Source organism: Pseudomonas sp. HN11, assembly GCF_021390155.1.
Classification (GTDB): domain Bacteria; phylum Pseudomonadota; class Gammaproteobacteria; order Pseudomonadales; family Pseudomonadaceae; genus Aquipseudomonas.
In genome coordinates, this window is sequence record NZ_CP089985.1 from 6,141,973 (window position 1) to 6,163,374 (window position 21,402).

Annotated in this window: 18 protein-coding genes and 3 pseudogenes; 17 read left to right on the plus strand and 4 right to left on the minus strand. The window is 59.3% G+C overall.

Features of this window, described 5'->3' with window-relative positions; genetic code table 11:
* Positions 1 to 64: 64 nt before the first annotated feature.
* From tssE to LVW35_RS28360, 14 genes and pseudogenes are all read left to right on the plus strand, one after another.
* Positions 65 to 580, plus strand: coding sequence for a type VI secretion system baseplate subunit TssE (tssE, locus tag LVW35_RS28305; RefSeq protein WP_005792513.1), 516 nt, complete (start codon positions 65 to 67; stop codon positions 578 to 580).
* Positions 577 to 2,436 carry a type VI secretion system baseplate subunit TssF gene (gene tssF, locus LVW35_RS28310; RefSeq protein ID WP_233892983.1) on the plus strand — a complete coding sequence of 620 codons (1,860 nt, stop codon included), beginning with the start codon at positions 577 to 579 and terminating at the stop codon, positions 2,434 to 2,436. Before tssE ends, tssF begins: the two co-directional genes overlap by 4 nt.
* Entirely contained in the window at positions 2,400 to 3,443 is a 1,044-nt protein-coding gene (gene tssG, locus LVW35_RS28315; RefSeq protein WP_233892984.1) for a type VI secretion system baseplate subunit TssG, read from the plus strand. Before tssF ends, tssG begins: the two co-directional genes overlap by 37 nt.
* Positions 3,436 to 6,093, plus strand: coding sequence for a type VI secretion system ATPase TssH (tssH, locus tag LVW35_RS28320; RefSeq protein WP_233892986.1), 2,658 nt, complete (start codon positions 3,436 to 3,438; stop codon positions 6,091 to 6,093). The genes tssG and tssH overlap by 8 nt, the downstream gene beginning before the upstream one ends.
* 96 nt (positions 6,094 to 6,189) lie before the next feature.
* Positions 6,190 to 8,133 carry a type VI secretion system Vgr family protein gene (locus LVW35_RS28325; RefSeq protein WP_233892987.1) on the plus strand — a complete coding sequence of 648 codons (1,944 nt, stop codon included), beginning with the start codon at positions 6,190 to 6,192 and terminating at the stop codon, positions 8,131 to 8,133.
* A 15-nt stretch (positions 8,134 to 8,148) separates the two neighbouring features.
* Positions 8,149 to 8,583, plus strand: a complete 435-nt coding sequence (locus tag LVW35_RS28330; protein ID WP_233892988.1) for a DcrB-related protein — start codon at positions 8,149 to 8,151, stop codon at positions 8,581 to 8,583.
* 12 nt (positions 8,584 to 8,595) lie between these two features.
* Positions 8,596 to 12,972, plus strand: coding sequence for an RHS repeat-associated core domain-containing protein (locus tag LVW35_RS28335; protein ID WP_233892989.1), 4,377 nt, complete (start codon positions 8,596 to 8,598; stop codon positions 12,970 to 12,972).
* A complete protein-coding gene (locus LVW35_RS28340) occupies positions 12,969 to 13,409 on the plus strand; it encodes a hypothetical protein (RefSeq protein ID WP_122729912.1) in 441 nt (146 codons plus the stop codon). The genes LVW35_RS28335 and LVW35_RS28340 overlap by 4 nt, the downstream gene beginning before the upstream one ends.
* 21 nt (positions 13,410 to 13,430) lie before the next feature.
* A pseudogene (locus tag LVW35_RS28345) lies at positions 13,431 to 14,535 on the plus strand (RHS repeat domain-containing protein); the annotation flags it as partial.
* 63 nt (positions 14,536 to 14,598) lie between these two features.
* Positions 14,599 to 14,862 (plus strand): annotated as a pseudogene (locus tag LVW35_RS28350) (AHH domain-containing protein); the annotation flags it as partial.
* Between the two features lie 39 nt (positions 14,863 to 14,901).
* Positions 14,902 to 15,180, plus strand: coding sequence for a hypothetical protein (locus LVW35_RS28355; protein ID WP_233892990.1), 279 nt, complete (start codon positions 14,902 to 14,904; stop codon positions 15,178 to 15,180).
* Positions 15,181 to 15,191: 11 nt separating this feature from the next.
* Positions 15,192 to 15,470: an imm11 family protein gene (locus LVW35_RS29300; RefSeq protein ID WP_442799701.1), complete on the plus strand. Its 279-nt coding sequence runs from the start codon at positions 15,192 to 15,194 to the stop codon at positions 15,468 to 15,470.
* Between the two features lie 66 nt (positions 15,471 to 15,536).
* Positions 15,537 to 15,650: pseudogene (locus LVW35_RS28950) on the plus strand (RHS repeat-associated core domain-containing protein); the annotation flags it as partial.
* A gap of 24 nt (positions 15,651 to 15,674) precedes the next feature.
* Positions 15,675 to 16,232, plus strand: a complete 558-nt coding sequence (locus LVW35_RS28360; protein WP_267924910.1) for an AHH domain-containing protein — start codon at positions 15,675 to 15,677, stop codon at positions 16,230 to 16,232.
* Positions 16,233 to 16,502: 270 nt separating this feature from the next.
* Here the strand turns inward: LVW35_RS28360 and LVW35_RS28365 are convergent, their stop codons facing one another.
* From LVW35_RS28365 to LVW35_RS28375, 3 genes are all read right to left on the minus strand, one after another.
* The gene (locus LVW35_RS28365; RefSeq protein WP_003176958.1) at positions 16,503 to 16,778 is read right to left on the minus strand and encodes an HU family DNA-binding protein; all 276 of its coding nucleotides are present in this window, start codon (positions 16,776 to 16,778) and stop codon (positions 16,503 to 16,505) included.
* Positions 16,779 to 16,969: 191 nt separating this feature from the next.
* Entirely contained in the window at positions 16,970 to 18,118 is a 1,149-nt protein-coding gene (locus tag LVW35_RS28370) for an NAD(P)/FAD-dependent oxidoreductase (RefSeq protein WP_233892992.1), read from the minus strand.
* Positions 18,119 to 18,155: 37 nt separating this feature from the next.
* The gene (locus LVW35_RS28375) at positions 18,156 to 18,323 is read right to left on the minus strand and encodes a rubredoxin (protein WP_015886569.1); all 168 of its coding nucleotides are present in this window, start codon (positions 18,321 to 18,323) and stop codon (positions 18,156 to 18,158) included.
* A 194-nt stretch (positions 18,324 to 18,517) separates the two neighbouring features.
* Here LVW35_RS28375 and LVW35_RS28380 point away from each other — a divergent pair, with 194 nt between their 5' ends.
* Together LVW35_RS28380 and ubiA are read left to right on the plus strand one after the other, a co-directional pair.
* Positions 18,518 to 19,081 carry a chorismate--pyruvate lyase family protein gene (locus LVW35_RS28380; RefSeq protein ID WP_233892993.1) on the plus strand — a complete coding sequence of 188 codons (564 nt, stop codon included), beginning with the start codon at positions 18,518 to 18,520 and terminating at the stop codon, positions 19,079 to 19,081.
* Positions 19,081 to 19,971, plus strand: a complete 891-nt coding sequence (gene ubiA / locus LVW35_RS28385) for a 4-hydroxybenzoate octaprenyltransferase (RefSeq protein WP_233892994.1) — start codon at positions 19,081 to 19,083, stop codon at positions 19,969 to 19,971. Before LVW35_RS28380 ends, ubiA begins: the two co-directional genes overlap by 1 nt.
* A 128-nt stretch (positions 19,972 to 20,099) precedes the next feature.
* Here ubiA and LVW35_RS28390 read toward each other — a convergent pair whose 3' ends face one another.
* Positions 20,100 to 20,477 carry a COG4315 family predicted lipoprotein gene (locus LVW35_RS28390; protein WP_078050766.1) on the minus strand — a complete coding sequence of 126 codons (378 nt, stop codon included), beginning with the start codon at positions 20,475 to 20,477 and terminating at the stop codon, positions 20,100 to 20,102.
* A 155-nt stretch (positions 20,478 to 20,632) separates the two neighbouring features.
* Between LVW35_RS28390 and phoB the strand changes: the two genes are divergently transcribed.
* Complete coding sequence (gene phoB / locus LVW35_RS28395; RefSeq protein WP_003176964.1) at positions 20,633 to 21,322, plus strand: phosphate regulon transcriptional regulator PhoB; 690 nt, start codon at positions 20,633 to 20,635, stop codon at positions 21,320 to 21,322.
* Positions 21,323 to 21,402: the final 80 nt, after the last annotated feature.

Consider the following 21,402-nt stretch of genomic DNA (forward strand, 5'->3'; position numbering starts at 1 on the left):
ACGGCACTACGGTCTCAAGTGCAGCCTTTTGTCCTTCTCGCAACCCGTCCGTGGAGCTGCTTTGGTGGTCACTGAAATCGCTTCCCGCGACCGTCTGCAACCGTCCCTGCTGGACCGGCTGACGGACGACGATCCAACCAATCCCAAGGAAAGCGCCGACAAACGCGTGCTGTCCCTGACCCAATTGAAAGCCTCAGTGCTGCGCGACCTGGCGTGGCTGCTCAACACCACGTCGTTGCTCGATGCCGATGCCACGCTGCACACCCCGGCCGGTACTTCGGTAGTCAATTACGGCCTGCCGGCGCTGGCGGGCAACAGTGTCTCCAGTGTCGATATCAAGGCCCTGGAAGCGTTGATCTACCAAGCTATCGCCACCTTTGAGCCGCGCATCCTGCGCCATACCCTGCGGGTCAAGGCCCGTGTCGGCCATGGCGAGATGAATCACAACGCCCTGAGTTTCGAGATCGAAGGCGACCTGTGGGCCCAGCCGGTGCCGCTGCGCCTGTTGCTGCAGACCGACCTCGACCTGGAATCCGGCCATGTGCGTGTGGTGAATGCCGACCAGCGGAGACGCCCATGAACCCGCGCCTGCTGGAGCTGTACAACCAGGAACTGCACCACGTGCGCGAAAGCGCCGCCGAGTTCGCCAAGGAATACCCGAAGATCGCCAGTCGGCTGACCCTGTCCGGCATGGACTGCGCCGACCCGTACGTCGAACGCTTGCTCGAGGGCTTTGCCTATCTCACGGCCCGCGTGCAGCTCAAGCTCGACGCCGAGTACCCGACCTTCACCCACAACCTGCTGGAAATCGCCTACCCGCACTACCTGGCGCCCACGCCGTCGATGACCGTTGTGCAATTGCAGACCGACCCGGACGAGGGCTCGCTGGCCAGTGGTTTCCCGCTGCCCCGCGACACCGTTTTGCGTGCTGCGCTGGGCCGCGAAACCCAGACCTGCTGCGAGTACCGCACCGCTCACCCGGTGACGCTGTGGCCACTGCAAGTCGCCAACGCCGAGTACTTCGGCAACCCCGCCGCCGTGCTCGGGCGTTTGGCGGCCAGTGAGCCGAAGGCCAAGGCCGGCCTGCGCCTGACCCTGCGCACAGGCGCCGAATTACCGTTCAACAGCCTCGACCTGGATAACCTGCCGCTGTACCTCAGCGGTGCCGACGAGCAACCGTTCCGCCTCTACGAGCAACTGCTGGGCAATGCCTGCGCGGTGTTCGCCCGCAAACCCGGTGGCGATTGGGTCGAGCGCCTGCCGCAGGATGCATTGCGTTCCCGTGGTTTTGACGATGCCGACGCGGCCATGCCGGTGGTTGCACGCGCCTTCCAGGGCTATCGCCTGCTGCAGGAATACTTCGCCCTGCCCCACCGCTTCCTGTTCGTCGAGTTCGCGGAACTGAGCCGTGCAGTCAAACGCTGCGACGGCCAGGAGCTGGAGCTGATCGTATTGTTCGACCGTCATGAGCCTAGCCTGGAAGGCAGTGTCGGCGCGGCGCAATTCCTGCCGTTCTGCACTCCGGCGATCAACCTGTTCCCCAAGCGCGTGGACCGTATCCACTTGTCCGACCGCGTCAATGAACACCACGTGATCGCCGACCGCACACGGCCGATGGATTTCGAGATTCATTCGTTGAGTGGCATCACCGGCCATGGCACCGGGCCGGAACAACCGTTTTTGCCGTTCTATGCCGTGCGTGATCCGTCGCGCTACGGCCGCGACCAGGCCTACTACACGGTTCGCCGCGAGCCGCGCGTGTTGTCCAGCGACCAGCGCCGCCATGGCCCACGATCCACCTATGTGGGCAGCGAGACTTTTGTCAGCCTGGTGGACAGCCGCCAATCGCCGTACCGCCACGACCTGCGCCAACTCGGCGTAACCGCGCTATGCACCAACCGCGACTTGCCCCTGTTCATGAGCATTGGCAACGGCAAGACCGATTTCACCCTGGCCGACAGCGCCCCGGTGCTGTCCGTGCGTTGCGTGGCAGGCCCGAGCCGTCCACGCGCCAGCCACGCCCACGACGCCAAGGCCTGGCGTTTGATCAGCCAGCTCTCGCTCAACTACCTGTCCTTGAGCGAACAGGGCCAGGGCGCCGCGGCTTTGCGCGAACTGCTGCGCCTGTACGGCGACAGTAACGACGCTGCCCTGCAATTGCAGATCGAAGGCCTGCGCGACGTTAGCAGCAAAGCCGTGACACGACGTTTGCCGATGCCCGGCCCGATCGTGTTTGGCCGTGGCCTGGAAATCACCTTGGAATTCGATGAAAACGCGTTTCGCGGCACCGGCGTGTTCCTGCTCGGTGCGGTGCTGGAGCGCTTCCTGGCACGCTACGTGTCGATCAACAGTTTTACCGAGACGGTGATCCGTACCACCGAACGCGGCGAGATCATGCGATGGAAAGCCAAGCCCGGACGGCGTCCGACCCTGTGAGTACCCTGGATGCAATGCATCAGGAACCCTGGGAATACGATTTCTTCCAGGCGCTGCGGCGTATCGAGTGCGAATCGCCGGACCTGCCACGGCTGGGCCACTCCCTGCGCCTGGCGGATGACCCGTTGCGCCTGGGGCAGCAGGCCGATTGCACCTTCGCGCCGGCCACCCTGGCGTCGGTCGATCCCGGTGGTGGCGGCAAGCCGGCACGGCTGGAGCAGTTCTTCTTTGGCCTGGGCGGCCCCAACGGTCCGCTGCCGCTGCATATCACCGAGTATGTGCGCGAGCGTCAGCGCAATAACGCCGACAGCACCAGCAAACAGTTCCTGGATGTGTTCCACCATCGCCTGCTCAGTCTGTTCTACCGGGCGTGGGCCGAAGCGCGGCCGACGGTCAGCCACGACCGCCCGGACGATGATTATTGGTCCGCGCGCCTCGCCGCCTTGAGTGGACGGGGTATGCCAAGCCTGCTGAATCAGGGGCTCATCCCGGACACCGCGAAGCTGCACTACAGCGGCCACCTCTCGGCGCAAACCCGCTATCCAGACGGCCTGAAAACCATTCTCGGCGAGTACTTCGGCCTGCCGGTGGAGATTGAAGAGTATGCCGGCCAATGGCTGGAACTGCCCGAGCGCAGCCGCGTCAGCGTGACCGCCAACCGCCTGGGCGTGGACTTTTGCCTGGGCAGCTTCGTGTGGGACCGCCAACACAAATTCCGTATCCGCCTGGGCCCCCTCAAGCTGGATGACTACATGGGCATGCTGCCCGGCCACCAGCCGTTCAACGAGCTGGTGGCGTGGGTGGCCGAGTACCTGGGCCATGAACTGGACTGGGACCTCAACCTGGTCCTGCAACAACCCGAAGTGCCGGCACTGCAACTCAATGGCCAGTTCCGCCTGGGCTTCAACACCTGGCTCGGCAAGCCCGAGCATGACGCCAACGACCTAATCCTGGCTCGGCACTACGCCGACCACGCCACCACCTCAAGGAATCCAGAGCATGGGTGAAATCAGTCGCGCCGCACTGTTCGGCAAACTCAACAGCGTGGCCTACAAGGCCATCGAAGCCGCCACCGTGTTCTGCAAACTGCGGGGCAACCCGTATGTGGAACTGGCCCACTGGTTTCACCAGTTGCTGCAACTGCAGGACTCTGACCTGCACCGCATCATCCGTCAGTTCAACGTGGAGCCGGCGCGCCTGGCCCGCGACCTGACCGAAGCGTTGGATCGTTTGCCGCGTGGCTCGACCTCGATCACCGACCTGTCCTCCCACGTGGAAGAAGCCGTGGAGCGTGGCTGGGTGTATGGCAGCCTGATGTTTGGAGAAAGCCAGGTGCGCACCGGTTACCTGGTACTCGGTATCTTGAAGACCCCAAGCTTGCGCCATGCGCTGCTGGGCTTGTCTTCCGAGTTTGACAAGATCAAGGCCGAAGCCCTGAGCGAGCGCTTCGACGAATACGTCGGTGATTCGCCGGAAAATGCCATGAGCGCCAGCGACGGTTTCAATGCCGGTGCCGTGCCCGGTGAAGCCAGCGGTGCCATGGCGCCAAGCGCGATGGGCAAGCAGGAAGCCCTCAAGCGTTTCACCGTCGACCTGACCGAACAAGCGCGCAGCGGCAAGCTCGATCCGATTGTTGGCCGCGATGAAGAGATCCGCCAACTGGTCGACATCCTCATGCGTCGTCGCCAGAACAACCCGATCCTCACCGGTGAAGCCGGCGTGGGCAAGACCGCCGTGGTCGAAGGCTTCGCCCTGCGCATCGTTGCCGGTGACGTGCCGCCAGCCTTGAAGGACGTGGAACTGCGCAGCCTCGATGTGGGCCTGCTGCAAGCCGGCGCGAGCATGAAAGGCGAGTTCGAACAGCGCCTGCGCCAGGTCATCGAAGACGTCCAGGCCTCGCCCAAGCCGATCATTCTGTTTATCGACGAAGCCCACACACTGGTGGGTGCCGGTGGCGCCGCCGGCACCGGTGACGCAGCCAACCTGCTCAAGCCGGCCTTGGCACGTGGCACCTTGCGTACCGTGGCCGCGACCACCTGGGCCGAGTACAAGAAACACATCGAGAAAGACCCGGCCCTGACCCGTCGCTTCCAGGTGGTGCAAGTCGCCGAACCGTCGGAAGACAAAGCGCTGCTGATGATGCGCGGCGTGGCCTCGACCATGGAAAAACACCACCAGGTGCAGATCCTCGACGAGGCGCTGGAAGCCTCGGTGAAGCTGTCCCACCGCTACATCCCGGCGCGACAGTTACCGGACAAATCCGTGAGCCTGCTGGACACCGCCTGCGCCCGCGTCGCCATCAGCCTGCACGCGGTGCCGGCCGAAGTGGACGACAGCCGCCGTCGCATCGAGACGCTGGAAACCGAGTTGCAAATCATCGCCCGTGAGCATGCCATCGGTATTGCGATTGGTGCGCGCCAGACCAACACCGAGGCGCTGTTGAGCGCTGAGCGTGAGCGTCTGGCGACCTTGGAAAGCCGCTGGGCCGAAGAGAAAGCCCTGGTGGATGAACTGCTCGCCACCCGTGCAACATTGCGTGAAAAAGCCGGCGTGGTAGATAGCGGCAACGATGAACTGCGTGCCCAACTGGTCGCCCTGCAACAACGTCTCACCGAACTGCAAGGCGAAACCCCGCTGATCCTGCCCACCGTGGATTACCAGGCCGTGGCCTCCGTGGTCGCCGACTGGACCGGCATTCCGGTAGGCCGCATGGCGCGCAATGAGCTGGAAACCGTGCTTAACCTCGACCAGCACCTGAAAAAGCGCATCATCGGCCAGGACCACGCCCTGCAGATGATCGCCAAGCGCATCCAGACGTCCCGCGCCGGCCTCGACAACCCGAGCAAGCCGATTGGCGTGTTCATGCTGGCCGGCACCTCGGGCGTGGGCAAGACCGAAACCGCCCTGGCCCTGGCCGAAGCCATGTACGGCGGTGAGCAGAACGTGATCACCATCAACATGAGCGAATTCCAGGAAGCCCACACGGTGTCGACCCTCAAGGGCGCGCCACCGGGCTATATCGGCTATGGCGAAGGTGGCGTGCTGACCGAAGCGGTACGGCGCAAGCCCTACAGCGTGGTGCTGCTGGACGAGGTGGAAAAAGCCCACCCGGACGTGCATGAAATCTTCTTCCAAGTGTTCGACAAAGGCGTGATGGAGGACGGCGAAGGCCGGGTGATCGACTTCAAGAACACCCTGATCCTGCTGACCACCAACGCCGGCACCGAGCTGATTTCCCACGTGTGCAAAGACCCGGCGAACGTGCCAGAGCCGGAAGAAATCGCCAAGGCCCTGCGCCAGCCGCTGCTGGAGATCTTCCCGCCGGCGTTGCTCGGTCGCCTGGTGACTATTCCTTACTATCCGCTGAGCGACGAGATGCTCAAGGCGATCACCCGCCTGCAACTCAACCGCATCAAGAAGCGCGTGGAGACTACGCACAAGGTGGCCTTCGACTACGACGAGGCGGTGGTCGACCTGATCGTCTCGCGTTGCACCGAAACCGAAAGCGGCGGGCGCATGATCGACACCATTCTCACCAACAGCCTGCTGCCGGACATGAGCCGTGAATTCCTCACGCGCATGCTCGAAGGCAAGGCGCTGGCGGGTGTGCGGATCAGCAGCAGGGATAATGAATTGCACTACCAGTTCAACGATTGACCTGACGGAATGCGGTCAAAACTGTGGGAGAGGGCTTGCTCGCTCCCACAGTTTGATTCGGTTTCTACAGTTATTACGCAATTTGCAGGTTAACCGATGCTATTCAACCAAGCCTCACGCCTGGCCAAGATCACCAGCCCCCTCGGGCCGGATGTGCTGCTGCTCAATGAAATGGGCGGCGGCGAGGAGCTGGGCAGGCTGTTCAACTATGAGCTGCAACTGACGTCCCTGGACGCCAACATCGACCTCAACCAGTTGCTCGGCAAACCCATGAACGTGGGCCTGCAACTGGCGGACGGTGGTGAGCGGCACTTCCACGGCATCGTCGCGCGGTGCAGCCAGAACATCGACCAAGGCCAGTTCGCCAGTTACCAGGTGACGCTGCGCCCTTGGCTATGGTTGCTCAGCAGAACCTCCGATTGTCGGATTTTCCAGAACCTGAGCATCCCGCAGATCATCAAGCAGGTGTTCCGTGACCTGGGGTTTTCCGACTTCGAAGACGCCCTGAGCCGGCCGTACCGCGAGTGGGAATACTGCGTGCAGTACCGCGAGACCAGCTTCGATTTCGTCAGCCGCTTGATGGAACAGGAAGGCATTTACTACTTCTTCCGCCACGAGCAGGACCGCCATGTGCTGGTGCTGGCCGACGCCTACGGCGCCCACACCACGGTGCCGGGCTACGCGTCGATCCCGTATTACCCCAAGGACGAGCAGCAGCGCGAGCGCGATCACATGCACAACTGGCACCTGGCGCAGGAGGTGCAGCCCGGTTCGCTGGAGCTCAACGACTACGACTTCCAGCGCCCCAGCGCCAGCATCGATGTGCGCTCGGCCATGCCACGTCCGCACACCGCCGGCGACTACCCGCTGTACGATTACCCCGGCACCTACGTGCAAAGCGAGGACGGCGAACACTATGCGCGCACCCGCATTGAAGCCCTGCAGACCCTGCATGAGCAGATCGAATTCAGCGGCAACGCCCGTGGCCTGGGTTCGGGCCATTTGTTCAGCCTCACCGGCTTTAGCCGCCAGGACCAGAACCGCGAATACCTGATCGTCGGCTGCCGCTACTACATCGTCCAGGAAAGCCTGGAAAGCGGCGGCGGCTCGGGTTCGGCGCAGTTCGAAAGCAGCCTCACCTGCATCGACGCCCAGCAGAGCTTCCGCCCGTTGGCCAGCACCCACCGCCCTATCGTCAAAGGCCCGCAGACCGCGCTGGTGGTCGGCCCCAAAGGCGAGGAAATCTGGACCGACCAGTACGGCCGCGTGAAGGTGCATTTCTACTGGGACCGTCACGACCAATCCAACGAGAACAGCTCATGCTGGATTCGTGTTTCGCAAGCCTGGGCCGGCAAGAACTGGGGCTCGATGCAGATTCCCCGGATCGGCCAGGAAGTGATCGTGAGCTTCCTTGAGGGCGACCCCGATCGGCCGATCATCACCGGACGGGTCTACAACGCCGAGCAGACCGTGCCTTACGACCTGCCGGAAAACGCCACCCAGAGCGGCATGAAAAGCCGCTCCAGCAAGGGCGGCACGCCGGCCAACTTCAATGAAATCCGCATGGAGGACAAGAAGGGGCTGGAGCAGTTGTATATCCATGCCGAGCGTAACCAAGACATCGTGGTCGAGGTGGATGAAAGCCATTCGGTGGGGCATGACCGGAATAAGAGCATTGGGCATGACGAGGTAGTAACGGTCGGCAACGACCGCGTGCGTGCGGTCAAGCATGACGACATGCTCATGGTGGGGTTCAGCAAGACCGATGCCATCAGTAAAAGCTATCTGATCGAAGTGGGTGAAAACCTGCGTCTGGTCTGTGGCAAGAGCGTGCTGGAGCTCAACGCCAGCGGGCAGATCAACCTCACCGGCGTGCAGATTAACGTGTACTCCGAAGGCAGCTCCGAGATCAACACCGGGGGCAACTTGCACCTGAACATTGGCGGTAAGGGCGGCACTACGCCCATGGGCCAAGGGGTCAAAGGCGAAATCGACGCTGCCGTCAATTCCATGTTTCCAAAGCCGCCTTCCGGCCAATAACGAGATCCTAGTTTCATGACCTATCGACTCAATGAACTGCAATTCAAACTGCCCAGCGATGAGGTGCAGGATGCGTCCGTCAATATCCTGAAGTTCGCCGCGCTAGGCACATCGTTGATCGTCAGCCGTAGCCTGCTCGGCGATGGTGAAACACTGCAAAGCAACTTCGAAGGCCAACTGGTCAAACTCGAGAAACAGGTGCAAGACTTGCGCTACCAACCGGCGCAGGTAGTTCGCGTGGGCGCGGCGCAGGATGTCGATGCCATCGAAGTACATAACCAGTTCAGCAAGGGCGCCGAGCGTATCTATCAATACCAGTTGGCGCTGGTTGTACCGGGCACCCAGCAGATGCTTGCCCTGAGCTATGTCAAAGCCCAGCCTCTGGGCGACGCTGAAAATGTCCACTGGGCAACGATCAAAAACACCCTGCTGCTGAATCCGAAGCCTTGAAGCCCTTCCTCCATGTCTGACGCACTCTGGGCGGCACGCCTCGGCGACAGCCTGCTACACACCTCGGTTATGGCCGACATCCTGGGCGGCGTGCTGGAAATCGCAGCCAATATCGCTATTACAGCGGTAGCCACTGCTGCGATCGTGGCCGCGACCGGTATTACCGTCGTTACCGGCGGCCTCGGCTGTTTTGTGCTCGGCGCGGTGGTGGGAATCGTCGTCGGTATCGGCATGAGCAAGACGGGGGCGGACAAGGGACTGACAAAGGTTTGCGACTGGATAGGCAACGCGTTATTTCCGCCGGTGGTGATGGCGACGATCGCCACCGGCTCACACAACACCTTCACCAACGGCATACCGTCTGCACGTGCCGCAGGTGCTATCGGTCCGGTCAGCTCGCAACTCGCCGAAGGTGGCAGTCCCGAAGAAGCCAGCTACCTGGACATGGCCAAGGGTTTTTTCTCGCAGATGTGGCGCCCCACAGTCGCGGTTCCTGCGCCAGGCGCAGTACCAAAGCCGCTGGATATCGTGATCTGCACCAAGCATCCGCCGATGCCGCCGCAGTTTATTGCCGAAGGCTCCAGCAAGGTCACTATCAACGGTCAGCCAGCCGCCCGTAGCGGTGACCGCAGCACCTGCGATGCTTCGATTGTCGAATCGGGGATGATCTCCAGCAACGTGCGCATTGGCGGTAGTCCGGTGGTGGTCCGCGAGATTCGCAGCGGCAAGACGCCGGGTGTTGGGTTGGCGGTGACAGCACTGTTGATGCTGCGCGGCGGTGGTTCGAAGTTCTTCAGCAAGCTGCCGTGCATGGTGGTGGGCGGACTGGTGTCGTGGGGCACCAGCCAGGTTACCAACGCCATTTCCTCTGCAGTGGTTGGCTCGCCCAACCCGGTGCATAGCTCGACGGGCGCGAAAATACTTGATGGCGAGGACGACCTGGACTTCGCCTTGCCCGGCCTTCTCCCTATCGAATGGCAGCGCTACTACAGCAGCCGAGACGAACGTCGAAATGGCCTGTTCGGCGCCAGCTGGAGCGTGATCTACGAAGTGTTTGTCGAGATTGGCGCACACCCCGAAGGTGGCGAGCGACTGGTCTATACCGATGAGCAAGCGCGCCAGATCGACATGGGCGTGATCCCGCTGGGTGGAGCTGTATTCAGCGCCGGTGAAGGCTTGAGCGTGCGGCGCAATACCAATGGCCAACTACTGATTGAAAGCGTTGATGGACTCTATCGACTGTTCGAGCCAACGCCAGACACCCCTTCGCAACTGCGCCTCAGCCAGTTAGGGGATCGCAATGACAACCGCATTTTTCTCGATTATGACGCCCAGGGTCGGCTGAACCAATTACGAGATACTTTCGATCATGTGCGCGTCGAGTTGGGCTATAGCCAACAATGGCCGGCGCGGGTAGAGCGAGTCGATCGCGTGTACCCCGATCACAGTCGAGAAACCCTCGTCAGCTATGCCTACGACACTCGCGGCGACCTGGCCGAAGTTCGCGACGCCGCCACAAACGTGCAACGTCGCTTCGCCTATGACGCTGGCCAGCGCATGGTCGAGCACCAACTACCCGCCGGGCTACGTTGCTACTACCAGTGGGAATGCGTGGACGATAGCGAATGGCGTGTGGTGCGGCACTGGACCGACGAAGGTGACGAGTACCGATTCGACTATGACCTGTCGGCCGGTGTGACCCATATTACAGACGGCTTGCAACGCGTCAGCACGCGCCGCTGGAACCCGCAGTACCAGATCACCGAGTACACCGACAATCTGGGGAAGACTTGGCAATTCGAGTGGAACGACGAGCGCCAGTTGCTCGGTGCAATTGATCCTCAAGGCGGTAAATGGCAGTTCGGCTACGATGAATCCGGCAACCTGTGCAGCACTCAGGATCCGTTGGGGCGTATCGAATCCACATTGTGGCTGGAGCATTGGTCGCTGCCCTTAGTGGAGACCGATGCGGCAGGCCACGCGTGGCAATATCAGTACGACCAACGGGGTAATTGCGTCAGTGAAATCGACCCCTTGGGGCATGTCACACGGTATCGCTACGATAAGTTTGGTCAGGTGGTGGAGATCATCGACGCCACGGGCAAAAGCAAAACTCTGCGTTGGAATGAAACCGGACAGTTAATTCAGCATGTCGATTGTTCGGGGTACCCCACAGCGTTTGAGTACGATCGCCAGGGCCACTTGCAGGTAGTCATCGACGCCTTGGGCGAACGGCAACGTTATCAACACGATTGCCGAGGCCGCTTGCTGCAAACTGAATTGCCGGACGGTCGCACCGAGCTGTACCTGCGCGACACCAGCGGTCTGTTGATCGGCTGGACCGACGCTGCGGGTCACACCACTCGCTACCAATACGGCCGTCGCGGGCAAGTGCGCCAACGAATAGATGCCCACGGCAGGCAAATTGAGTTCCGCTACGACGCCTATGGCCGGTTACAAACCCTGACCAATGAAAACGCGGAAAGCTACCGTTTTGCCTGGGACGAGGGAGACCGCCTCACGGAACAGCAAGACTTGGACGGCAGTGCTCGACGTTATGACTATGATGCGTTGGATAATCTGGCTGCCTTAGAGTACGTTCCCTCGAATGAAGGACTCGCAGTGCCGTCCCCTATCGTGCATCGCCTGGAACGCGATGCGGTTGGTCGCTTGCTGGTGAAAGTTACCGATGATGGCCGTACCGAATACGCCTACGATCCGGTGGACCAGCTCACCGCCGTCACTTTCACAGGTAATGATGAAACCACCCAGGCTTTGGCCTTTGCCTACGATCCGCTTGGTCAACTGATTACCGAACAAAGCGCCGCCGGCAGCCTGAACCATCACTACGATGAACTCGGCAACCTGATCCAGACCCAACTGCCCGATGGCCGCTGGCTCAATCGCCTGTACTACGGCAGCGGTCACCTCCACCAGATCAACCTCGACGGCCGCGTCATCAGCGACTTCGAGCGCGACCGCCTGCACCGCGAAGTGCTGCGTACCCAAGGCCAGATCACCACGCGCAGCGAATACGATCGCAGCGGCCGCCTGCGCTCACGGATACGCCGCCCCAATGGCCAGCCCACGCAACTGCCGGCCGCCCAGCAAAAACACTTCGACTACGACCCGGCCGATAACCTGATCGGTCGCCTGGAACGCGACCGCGACAAGCATCGGGACCAGCGTCAACTGCTGCACTACGACGCGACCGGTCGCATCATCGCCAGCCAGGACAACGCTCAAGGCCAGCAGGAAACCTTCGCCTACGACGCCGCCGCCAACTTGCTGGACGGGCCGCCATCCAGTGCAGGGCTGGTCGTGCATAACAAGCTGCTGACTTATCAGGACAAGCGCTACCGTTATGACGGTTTTGGTCGAATGATCGAAAAACGCAGCGCTGCACGTGGCTTGCAACGCTTCGCCTACGACGCCGAGCACCGGTTGATCGAAGTGCGGAGCCAGAAGGAAGGACGGGAAACGGTTGTGAAAATGACCTATGACCCGCTTGGCCGGCGCATCGCTAAAACCGAACATGACAACAACGGCTACCCGCTGGGTGAAACCCGATTCGATTGGGAAGGTTTGCGCCTGTTGCAGGAGCATCGGCATAGCCAGACCAGCCTCTACATCTATGAAGAAGACAGCTATGCGCCGCTAGCCCGAGTGGATGGGACGGGCGAGCATCAAAGTGTGCGCTACTACCACAACGACCTGAACGGGTTGCCGGAGCAACTGACTGAAGCCGACGGGAAGACGGTGTGGCAGGCGCGGTATCGGGTGTGGGGGAATACGGTTGGGGAGGTGCGTGAACCGTACTTTATCGAAGAGCAAAATCTACAGTTTCAGGGGCAGTATCTGGATCGAGAGATCGGACTGCACTACAACACGTTTCGGTTTTATGATCCGGATGTGGGACGGTTTACGACGCCGGATCCGATTGGGTTGGCGGGTGGCATCAATCTCTATCAATACTCACCGAATCCCATCACGTGGATCGATCCACTGGGCTGGGCACCGGCAAAACCGGGTGACATTATAGATTATGGAAAAAGCGCACCTGGCTTCGAGAAACATCACGGGATACTCGATGCGTGGTCCAAGCACAACATCAAGGACTACGTATCTCGAAACGGCCAGACACCAACCGTAGTGATGACTGTAGATCAACACAATGCGACCAAAGAGGTTGCTAAAGACTGGGTTCAGAAGAAAACCGGGAAACGGGGCTTTAAAGGTTTCGATTGGAAGAAGGTATCGAAATTCGAAATACTCAGACTTTCCAACAAAATGTTTAAGGCCGCCGAAGCTAAAGGTTTCCCGAAGGCTTCACGCGGTTTGTACAACAAAGCAATGAAAAACTACCTGCGGAAGGGATGCGGAAGATGAGCCTGAGTAAAATCGTTGATTTGATAGAGAATTCTGACTGCACGACAGCACCTTCTACTGGGTTGCCGAGTAATCTCGTCCCCGATGACCTGGCCGATTTTTATAAGCATTACAGCAGCGCTGTTTTCTATCCAAGGGCACAGTACAGCTTTACGATTCAGGCGCCAGAGCTGGAACGTTCCGACTTTGTCGTCATGAACGAAGACTTGGAGGACCCAGACTCCGCTAACTGGTACGCGCTGGTTAAATGTGAAGATCAAATAATTTCAATTGATCTGACACCCGGCCCGCAATTTGGCTATTGCTACGACTCATTCTGGGACAGTTACCCGACGGCCGATGAGAGCACACTGATCGCAAAATCATTTACTGAACTGGTTGAGAAAATCATTAAATCCGGAGGTAAAAACCTATTCTGGATACCAGGCCACACTTGATAGTGAGCCCAGACTATATGACCCGACGGCCGCTGGCTCAATCGCCTGTACTGCGGCGGCGGCCACCTGCACCAGATCAACCTCGACGGCCGCGTCATCAGCGACTTTAAGCGCGACCGTCTACACCGCGAAGTTCTGCGTACCCAAGGCCAGATCAGCACGCGGCAGCGGCCGCCTGCGCTCACGGATACGGCGCCCCAATGGCCAGCCTACTCAACTGCCGGCCGCCCAGCAAAAACACTTCGACTATGACCCGGCCGTTAACCTGATCGGCCGCCTGGGGCGTGATCGGGAAAAACACCGCGACCAACGCCAACTGCTGCACTACGACGCCACCGGCCGCATCATCGCCTGCCAGGACAGCCTGCACGGCCAGCGTGAAACCTTCGCCTACGACGCCGCCGCCAACCTGCTAGATGGCCCGCAGGCGGGTGCCGGGTTGGTGGTGCATAACAGGCTGCTGACGTATCAGAACAAACGTTATCGCTATGACGCGTTTGGGCGGATGATCGAAAAACGCAGCGCGAAACGGGGCGTGCAGCGGTTTACCTACGATGCTGAAAGCCGTTTGGTTGAAGTGCGTAACGATGACAGCAGCGTCGTGCGAATGACCTACGACCCGCTGGGCCGACGCATCGAAAAAACCGAGCATGGCAGTGACGGATATCCGCTGGGAGAAACGCAGTTTGTGTGGGATGGACTGCGGTTATTGCAGGAGCATAAATACAGCCAGACCAGCCTATATGTTTACGATGATGACGGCTACGAACCGCTGGCCCGCGTCGACGGCCTTGGCCCGCTACAGAAGATTCGCTACTACCACAACGACCTGAACGGGTTGCCGGAACAACTGACCGAGGCCGATGGGCACAGCGTCTGGCAGGCGACTTATCGGGTGTGGGGCAACACGCTGGAAGAGGTGCGTGAGCCTTATTACATTGAAGAGCAGAACCTGCGGTTCCAAGGGCAGTACCTGGACCGGGAGACGGGGCTACACTACAACACTCTCAGGTTCTACGACCCCGAAATAGGGAGATTCACGACTCCAGATCCGATCAGTTTACTGGGCGGCATAAACCTGTACCAATATGCGCCAAATCCAATTACATGGGTTGATCCATGGGGCCTGTTTAACTGGAACTATAAAAATATGCCTGGAATCGATGGATTCCAGAAACACCATATTATTCCTCAATCGCTGGCTGATCACCCTGCTCTGAAGAAGGCTGGATTCGACATACACAAAACCTCCAACATCATTTACTTGCCTAGTGAAGAGGGCAAGCACAAATATCGCACTATTCACAAAGGCTCACATCCGGGTTACAACAAAGCTGTTCGAGCACAACTCAATGAAATATCCCTCGCGGGCAAGGCTGGAAAATGGAAAAAAACCCAGTACGCGCAGGCAGTGATGAAAGGTCGGAATTACGCAATGGGCGTACTCGGTTGAATAAAAACTCAACTCAAGCAGGTCGCTGCGGGAAATAATATGTACCTATTAGAAATCAGTGAAAATTATTCAGCAATTTACTGGTTCAAATACGACCAGAAAAAATCTCCCGACCACCTATTGTTTATTAGTGGAGAAGAGCAATCATCAATTGCTACTACGCCAACCTTTAGAAATAAAAATAAGGTCAGCGCATCTCGATTAATGTCCTTCGATCTTCTTCAAAGTGACACGCTTGAATTTGTAAGCGAGGCAATGGCCAACGTACTGCGCAAATTCCCGAAAGACATTCAGCTTTTCCTGCCAACGTTTATCTAAAAGAAGAAAAGCTGGAAGGTTACTATGTATTCAATGTGATCCAGATACTTCCTTGTATTGATTTGAATAACTCTCAATATGGTCCCATGTTCAGCTTTATGCCGGATGGTCCTCTGAGATTCACTACTATTCAAAGTTCGCCACCTGCTACCTTAGGCAATCACCATATCGTGAGAGCTAAGGAAAGTTCACAACGCATCTTTGTTTCCCAGCAGTTCAAGCAGCAATGCGAAGCATCCCAGCTTAAAGGTCTTCGATTCGTAGACTGTTCCAAAGGTATCCAAGTCTGAACAATAAAGGGGACGGATCTATTTAATCCGGATAGGGACTATAAATAAATCTGACCCCTTTATCTTTATGACCCCGATATCGGCAGATTCACTACAGAAGACCCGGTTGGATTGCTGGGCGGCATTAACCTCTATCAGTACGCCACCAACCCTCTGGGCTGGAGTGACCCACTGGGCTGGTGCTCGACGAAGCTAGGCAAGAACATGGGGGCTCGCGAAGGTGACGGTATAGCCAACCATCACCTGATACCCGAGGAGCTGATCAAACACAAAGAGTTCGGCAAAATGTTCTCCAGGCTGAAAAAGATAGGTTGGGACCCGGATGGCGCCTCCAACGGTGCTTTCCTGCCAGGATCAAAGGACCTTGCCGCTAAAACGCAGCTTCCTGGACATTGGTCGAACCATAACAAGTACACCGATGCTGTCAGGGACAGGCTCAGCGCTTATAAAGTCAAGGCCAAGATCAAGGAGTTGAAAGCGGACCTCATGATTGAAGAGTTGCTGGCGACAGATGCCGTCTTGAACATCTGCGCAACGCTCGAAATTCCTCATATCACGCGTCAGGTCGAGATAGAGTTAAAAGAAAAAAAACACCTGAAAAACGCTACAACCTTTTCGTTCCGACCGCCCGACTCAGCCTGCTTGATCTTGAGCATTCGGTATTCACCATCGACCGCGACAAATACACCGGCAAACTCAAGACACCAGAAGAAAGTGATGTACCCGCTATCGTTTTTGAGTCCATCGAATCATTCAAGATAAAACCAGGTATTCATCAACACCTGTTTCTATGCACGGATATTAACGAAACGGTCTGTTCGGCTGAGTTCAAGGCGATGTTCGAATCCAAGGCGCTCTTTGGGCTAGAGTTCACACCGTTGGATGCCACTTATAAATTTGATCCTTGGGGGGAGTTGTAACCGGGAGGTTACTACTGGTGTGACATTCTCCAGCCTACAAAAAATGGGCACCCGACCCAGTCGGCGTGCCCATCTCTCCTACCACCCCGCCCCCTTCGAGACGGTAACGCCATTACGCGTTGACAGTGTCTTTCAGCGATTTGCCTGGCTTGAACGCAACAGTGTTGCTGGCCTTGATTTTCACCGGCTCACCGGTTTGAGGGTTTTTGCCAGTGCGGGCGCCGCGATGGCGTTGCAGGAAGGTGCCGAAGCCAACCAGGGTGACGCTGTCCTTGCGGTGCAGGGCGCCGGTGATTTCTTCGAGAACGGCGTTGAGGACGCGGTTGGCCTGTTCTTTGGTGAGATCGGCTTTTTCAGCGATGGCGGCTGCGAGTTCTGGTTTACGCATAAGTGAAGCCTCTTTGACGGTTTTTTGTTGTTATGTCCGTGCTGCTCTCTTCTGGAGCAGCGCCCAAAGCGCCGCAGGCTCTACTCTGCGGCAGACGGGAGTGAGGATGGCATGCCCTCGCACGCTCCGCCAGTCTCGCGGCGGCCTTTCTAGTGGGAAAACCGTGCTTATTCCGACAGAACGACCGGTATTTACGCCAGCAACGGCGGAAGTTCTTTATTGAGGGCGAGTTTTTCCATCACGGCAGTGCCAGTCAGGGCATAACCCAGCAAGCGGCCGCTGGCGTCGCGGCACAAGGCCTTGATGTCGGCGCCCTCGCCTTCCACGCTCCAGACGCCTTCGGTGCCCCGTGGCGGTGGCGAGACCACCAGCGGGCAGACCGGCGTCTTGACGGTCACCGGCATCGGGCCGTAGCTGACGGCGGTGGCGTTGCCCGCCAAGGTCTGGGCCAGGGCGCGGGCGCAGCTCATCAGTGGCATCACGTACAGCAGATTAAGGCCGTCAACCTCGGCGCAGTCGCCCAGGGCGTAGATATTGGCGTGGGAGGTCTTGAGGTGGCGGTCCACCATGATCCCGCGATTGGTCTGCAAGCCGGCGGCGGCTGCCAGATCCACCCGTGGGCGCAGGCCGATGGCTGAGACCACCAGGTCGCAGTGGATTACTTCACCGTCCGACAGATGGGCTTCCAGGCCGTCAGCAGTGCGCTGCAGGCGATTGAGCACCGGGCCCAGGTGGAAACGTGCGCCGAGACCTTCCAGCCCGGCTTGCACCGCCGCGGCCGCTGCCGGGTGCAGCAGGGTCGGCATGACTTGTTCGCACGGCGCCACCAGGTCGATTTCATAACCGCCAAGAATCAGGTCGTTGGCAAACTCACAGCCGATCAGGCCCGCGCCGAGCAGCAGCACACGGCGTTTGCCGGCAGCGGCGGCGCGAAAGCGTGCGTAGTCTTCGAGGTCATTGATCGGGAAAATCAGGTCAGCCGCATCACCTTCCACTGGCACACGCACGGTTTCAGCGCCCCAAGCCAGGATCAGGTCACGGTAAGCCACCGCTTCCTCACCGATCCACAAGCGCTTGTGGCCGGGGTCGATGCCACTGACGCGGGTGTGAGTGCGCACTTCGGCCTTGAGTTGCTCAGCCATGGCGCCGGGTTCAGCCATGCTCAGGCCATCGGCTTCCTTGTTCTTGCCAAAGCCGGTGGACAGCATGGGCTTGGAGTAGGAGCGCCCGTCATCCGCGGTGATCAGCAGCAATGGGGTCTCGCTGTCGAGCTTGCGAAACTCCCGGGCCACGTTGTAACCGGCCAATCCTGTGCCGATGATCACGACAGGTGCGTTCATTCCTTTCTCCTTGTAGTGTTTTTCTGAAAACTGAAAATCAGCCGATTTCAATCATTTCGAAATCCATTTTGCCCACGCCGCAGTCCGGGCACAGCCAATCTTCCGGGACGTCTTCCCAGCGGGTGCCAGGCAGGATTCCGTCATCCGGCCAGCCGTCTTTCTCGTCATAGATCAGGCCACAGACTACACATTGCCACTTCTTCATCACTTGCTTCCTCAGGGTCAGGCATCTTGGCCGACGGTCGATAGACCCGCGTTGCCGTGCGGCTCAGGGCGTTTTGTACTGATCGGGGCCGGCAGATGCAAGCACGATCGACGCAAACAGCCGGGTCGGTCCGGCAAAAACCCAGGGCACCATGGTAAGCTCGCCGCCTCTTTTGCTGCCAATACTGACTCACCGTGCCGCACTCAATCGACCCTCCCGATGCTTGCCAATGGCTGATCCAGAGCCTTCTGCACCCCGCGCCCGCACCCTTGACCCTCAATTGGCTGTTCAACGAAGACTCGCTGACGCGGCGGCTGACGTGGCTGTCCAACGATGGTTTCAGCGTGACGCCGCTGTTCGAGGGCTGGCAGCCGCTGCGCGACGATGAATGCGCCGCCCTGGCACTGCCACCGGCCAGTATCGGCTGGGTGCGCGAGGTGTATTTGCGTGGCCACGGCCAGCCCTGGGTGTTCGCGCGCAGTGTGGCGGCACGCAGCGCTTTACAGGGCGACGGCTTGCATATGGATGAATTGGGCAGCCGCTCACTGGGCGAATTGCTGTTCTGTGACCGGGCGTTCACCCGCCAGGCCATCGAGGTATGCCATTACCCACCACAATGGCTGCCTGCGGCAGACCAGGTCGACGGCCTGTGGGCGCGCCGTTCACGCTTTGATCGCGGCCCCTTGAGCGTGTTGGTCGCGGAGATCTTTCTGCCCAGCTTCTGGCACGCGTTGCACGCCCATCCGGAGAACTGCTGATGTACCAGCGCCTGCTCAAATCCCTGAACCACCTGAACCCCAGGGCCTGGGATTTCATCCAATTGACCCGCATGGACAAACCCATCGGCATCTACCTGCTGCTGTGGCCGACGCTGTGGGCACTGTGGATCGCCGGCAAGGGCTCGCCCTCTTTGATCAATATCGTGATTTTCGTTTTGGGCGTGGTGCTGACCCGCGCCGGTGGCTGCGTGATCAACGACTGGGCGGACCGCAAGGTCGACGGCCATGTAAAGCGCACCGAGCAGCGCCCGCTGGTGAGCGGCAAGATCAGTTCGAAAGAGGCGCTGGTGTTTTTCGCGGTGCTGATGGGCATCAGTTTCCTGCTGGTGCTGCTGACTAACGCCACCACCATCCTGCTGTCACTCGGCGGCCTGGCGCTGGCGGCGAGCTACCCGTTCATGAAGCGCTACACCTATTACCCGCAGGTGGTGCTGGGGGCGGCGTTCTCGTGGGGCATGCCGATGGCGTTTACCGCCGAGACCGGCAGCCTGCCTGCCGCCGCGTGGCTGTTGTATATCGCCAACCTGCTGTGGACGGTGGGCTACGACACTTATTACGCGATGACCGACCGCGACGATGACTTGAAGATCGGCGTGAAATCCACGGCCATCCTGTTCGGTGAAGCTGATCGCGTGATCATTCTTACCCTGCAAGGGCTGTCGCTGGCGTGCCTGTTGCTGGCCGGAGCCCGGTTTGAGCTGGGCGGCTGGTTTCACCTGGGGCTGCTGGCAGCGGCCGGCTGTTTTGCCTGGGAATTCTGGTACACCCGGGACAAGGATCGGATGAAGTGCTTCAAGGCGTTCTTGCACAACCACTGGGCGGGGTTGGCGATATTTGTCGGGATTGTGCTGGATTATGCGTTGCGCTGAGGTTTTTGTGGCGGCCGGGCTTACGCCTTCGCGGGCAAGTCGAATCGTCGCACCGCCGCTCCCACATTTGGAACGCGTTCCACTGTGAGAGCGGGCTTGCCCGCGATGTTTTCAACGGTACCCCGTGATCAGGGTTTGATGACGTGCCACGCCCCACCCTTGCCATCACCGGTCTTGTCGCCCGCCTTGTGGTCATCCTTGTAGGTGTAGACAGGCTTACCCTCATAGGCCCACTGGCTGGTCTGATCGTCGCGGGTGATGACTGTCCATTTGCCCATCGACGTGTCGGTGGACTCCGCCTTCAGCGGCGGCCAATTGGTCGCGCATTGGTCCTTGCACACTGACTTGCCATCGGCATCCTTGTCGAAGGTGTAGAGCGTCATGCCCTTGTGGTCGACCAGCATCCCGTCTTTCGTCATCGCCGGCTCCGCCGCAAATGCCAGGGTCGGCAACGTCAACGCCGCCGTTACCAGCAGGGCTTTCCAGGAAATCGTGCTGTAAGTCATCGGAACCTTCCTTTTTTGGTTGTCAGGATTCGGACCCAAAGCGTAGTCCAGAGAGGCGGGAATTGCCCGAGCGACTAAATTACTGTCACACGACTGCAATAATTCCGTTATCTAATGCGGCGCAAGACAGTTAAATGACAAGAGGATTTTTGAGCATGGTTGGCAGGAGCATTCTGATTGTTGACGACGAAGCGCCCATCCGCGAGATGATCGCCGTTGCGTTGGAAATGGCCGGCTACGACTGCCTGGAGGCGGAGAACTCCCAGCAGGCCCATGCCATTATCGTCGACCGCAAGCCTGACCTGATCCTGCTGGACTGGATGCTGCCCGGCACCTCCGGCATCGAGCTGGCCCGCCGCCTCAAGCGTGACGAACTGACCGGGGACATCCCGATTATCATGCTCACCGCCAAGGGCGAAGAAGACAACAAGATCCAAGGCCTGGAAGTCGGCGCCGATGACTACATCACCAAGCCTTTTTCCCCGCGCGAGCTGGTAGCGCGTCTGAAAGCCGTATTGCGCCGTGCCGGCCCGACCGATGGCGAAGCGCCGATCGAAGTCGGCGGCCTGCTGCTGGACCCGATCAGCCACCGCGTGACCATTGACGGCAAGCCGGCCGAAATGGGCCCGACCGAATACCGCCTGCTGCAATTTTTCATGACCCACCAGGAGCGCGCCTACACCCGTGGCCAACTGCTGGACCAAGTGTGGGGCGGCAATGTGTATGTGGAAGAGCGCACCGTGGACGTGCATATCCGCCGCCTGCGCAAAGCCTTGGGCGATGCCTACGAGAATCTGGTACAAACCGTGCGCGGCACTGGCTACCGGTTTTCAACCAAGGGTTGAAAGCAGCTACAAGCGCTCAGCTACAAGCGACAAGTAGAAGCTGATCGGCTCTGACTCGAAGCTTGCAGCTTGAAACTTTT

Excerpts from the sequence above, each read along its gene's own strand:
- LVW35_RS28365 (WP_003176958.1), bottom strand. The coding sequence starts at position 16,778 with ATGCGTAAACCAGAACTCGCAGCCGCCATCGCTGAAAAAGCCGATCTC.
- LVW35_RS28375 (WP_015886569.1), bottom strand. The coding sequence starts at position 18,323 with ATGAAGAAGTGGCAATGTGTAGTCTGTGGCCTGATCTATGACGAGAAA.
- tssH (WP_233892986.1), top strand. The coding sequence starts at position 3,436 with ATGGGTGAAATCAGTCGCGCCGCACTGTTCGGCAAACTCAACAGCGTG.
- ubiA (WP_233892994.1), top strand. The coding sequence starts at position 19,081 with ATGTACCAGCGCCTGCTCAAATCCCTGAACCACCTGAACCCCAGGGCC.
- phoB (WP_003176964.1), top strand. The coding sequence starts at position 20,633 with ATGGTTGGCAGGAGCATTCTGATTGTTGACGACGAAGCGCCCATCCGC.
- LVW35_RS28360 (WP_267924910.1), top strand. The coding sequence starts at position 15,675 with ATGGGGGCTCGCGAAGGTGACGGTATAGCCAACCATCACCTGATACCC.
- LVW35_RS28335 (WP_233892989.1), top strand. The coding sequence starts at position 8,596 with ATGTCTGACGCACTCTGGGCGGCACGCCTCGGCGACAGCCTGCTACAC.
- LVW35_RS28330 (WP_233892988.1), top strand. The coding sequence starts at position 8,149 with ATGACCTATCGACTCAATGAACTGCAATTCAAACTGCCCAGCGATGAG.
- LVW35_RS28390 (WP_078050766.1), bottom strand. The coding sequence starts at position 20,477 with ATGACTTACAGCACGATTTCCTGGAAAGCCCTGCTGGTAACGGCGGCG.
- tssG (WP_233892984.1), top strand. The coding sequence starts at position 2,400 with ATGGAAAGCCAAGCCCGGACGGCGTCCGACCCTGTGAGTACCCTGGAT.
- LVW35_RS28355 (WP_233892990.1), top strand. The coding sequence starts at position 14,902 with ATGTACCTATTAGAAATCAGTGAAAATTATTCAGCAATTTACTGGTTC.
- LVW35_RS28370 (WP_233892992.1), bottom strand. The coding sequence starts at position 18,118 with ATGAACGCACCTGTCGTGATCATCGGCACAGGATTGGCCGGTTACAAC.
- tssF (WP_233892983.1), top strand. The coding sequence starts at position 577 with ATGAACCCGCGCCTGCTGGAGCTGTACAACCAGGAACTGCACCACGTG.
- LVW35_RS28325 (WP_233892987.1), top strand. The coding sequence starts at position 6,190 with ATGCTATTCAACCAAGCCTCACGCCTGGCCAAGATCACCAGCCCCCTC.
- LVW35_RS28340 (WP_122729912.1), top strand. The coding sequence starts at position 12,969 with ATGAGCCTGAGTAAAATCGTTGATTTGATAGAGAATTCTGACTGCACG.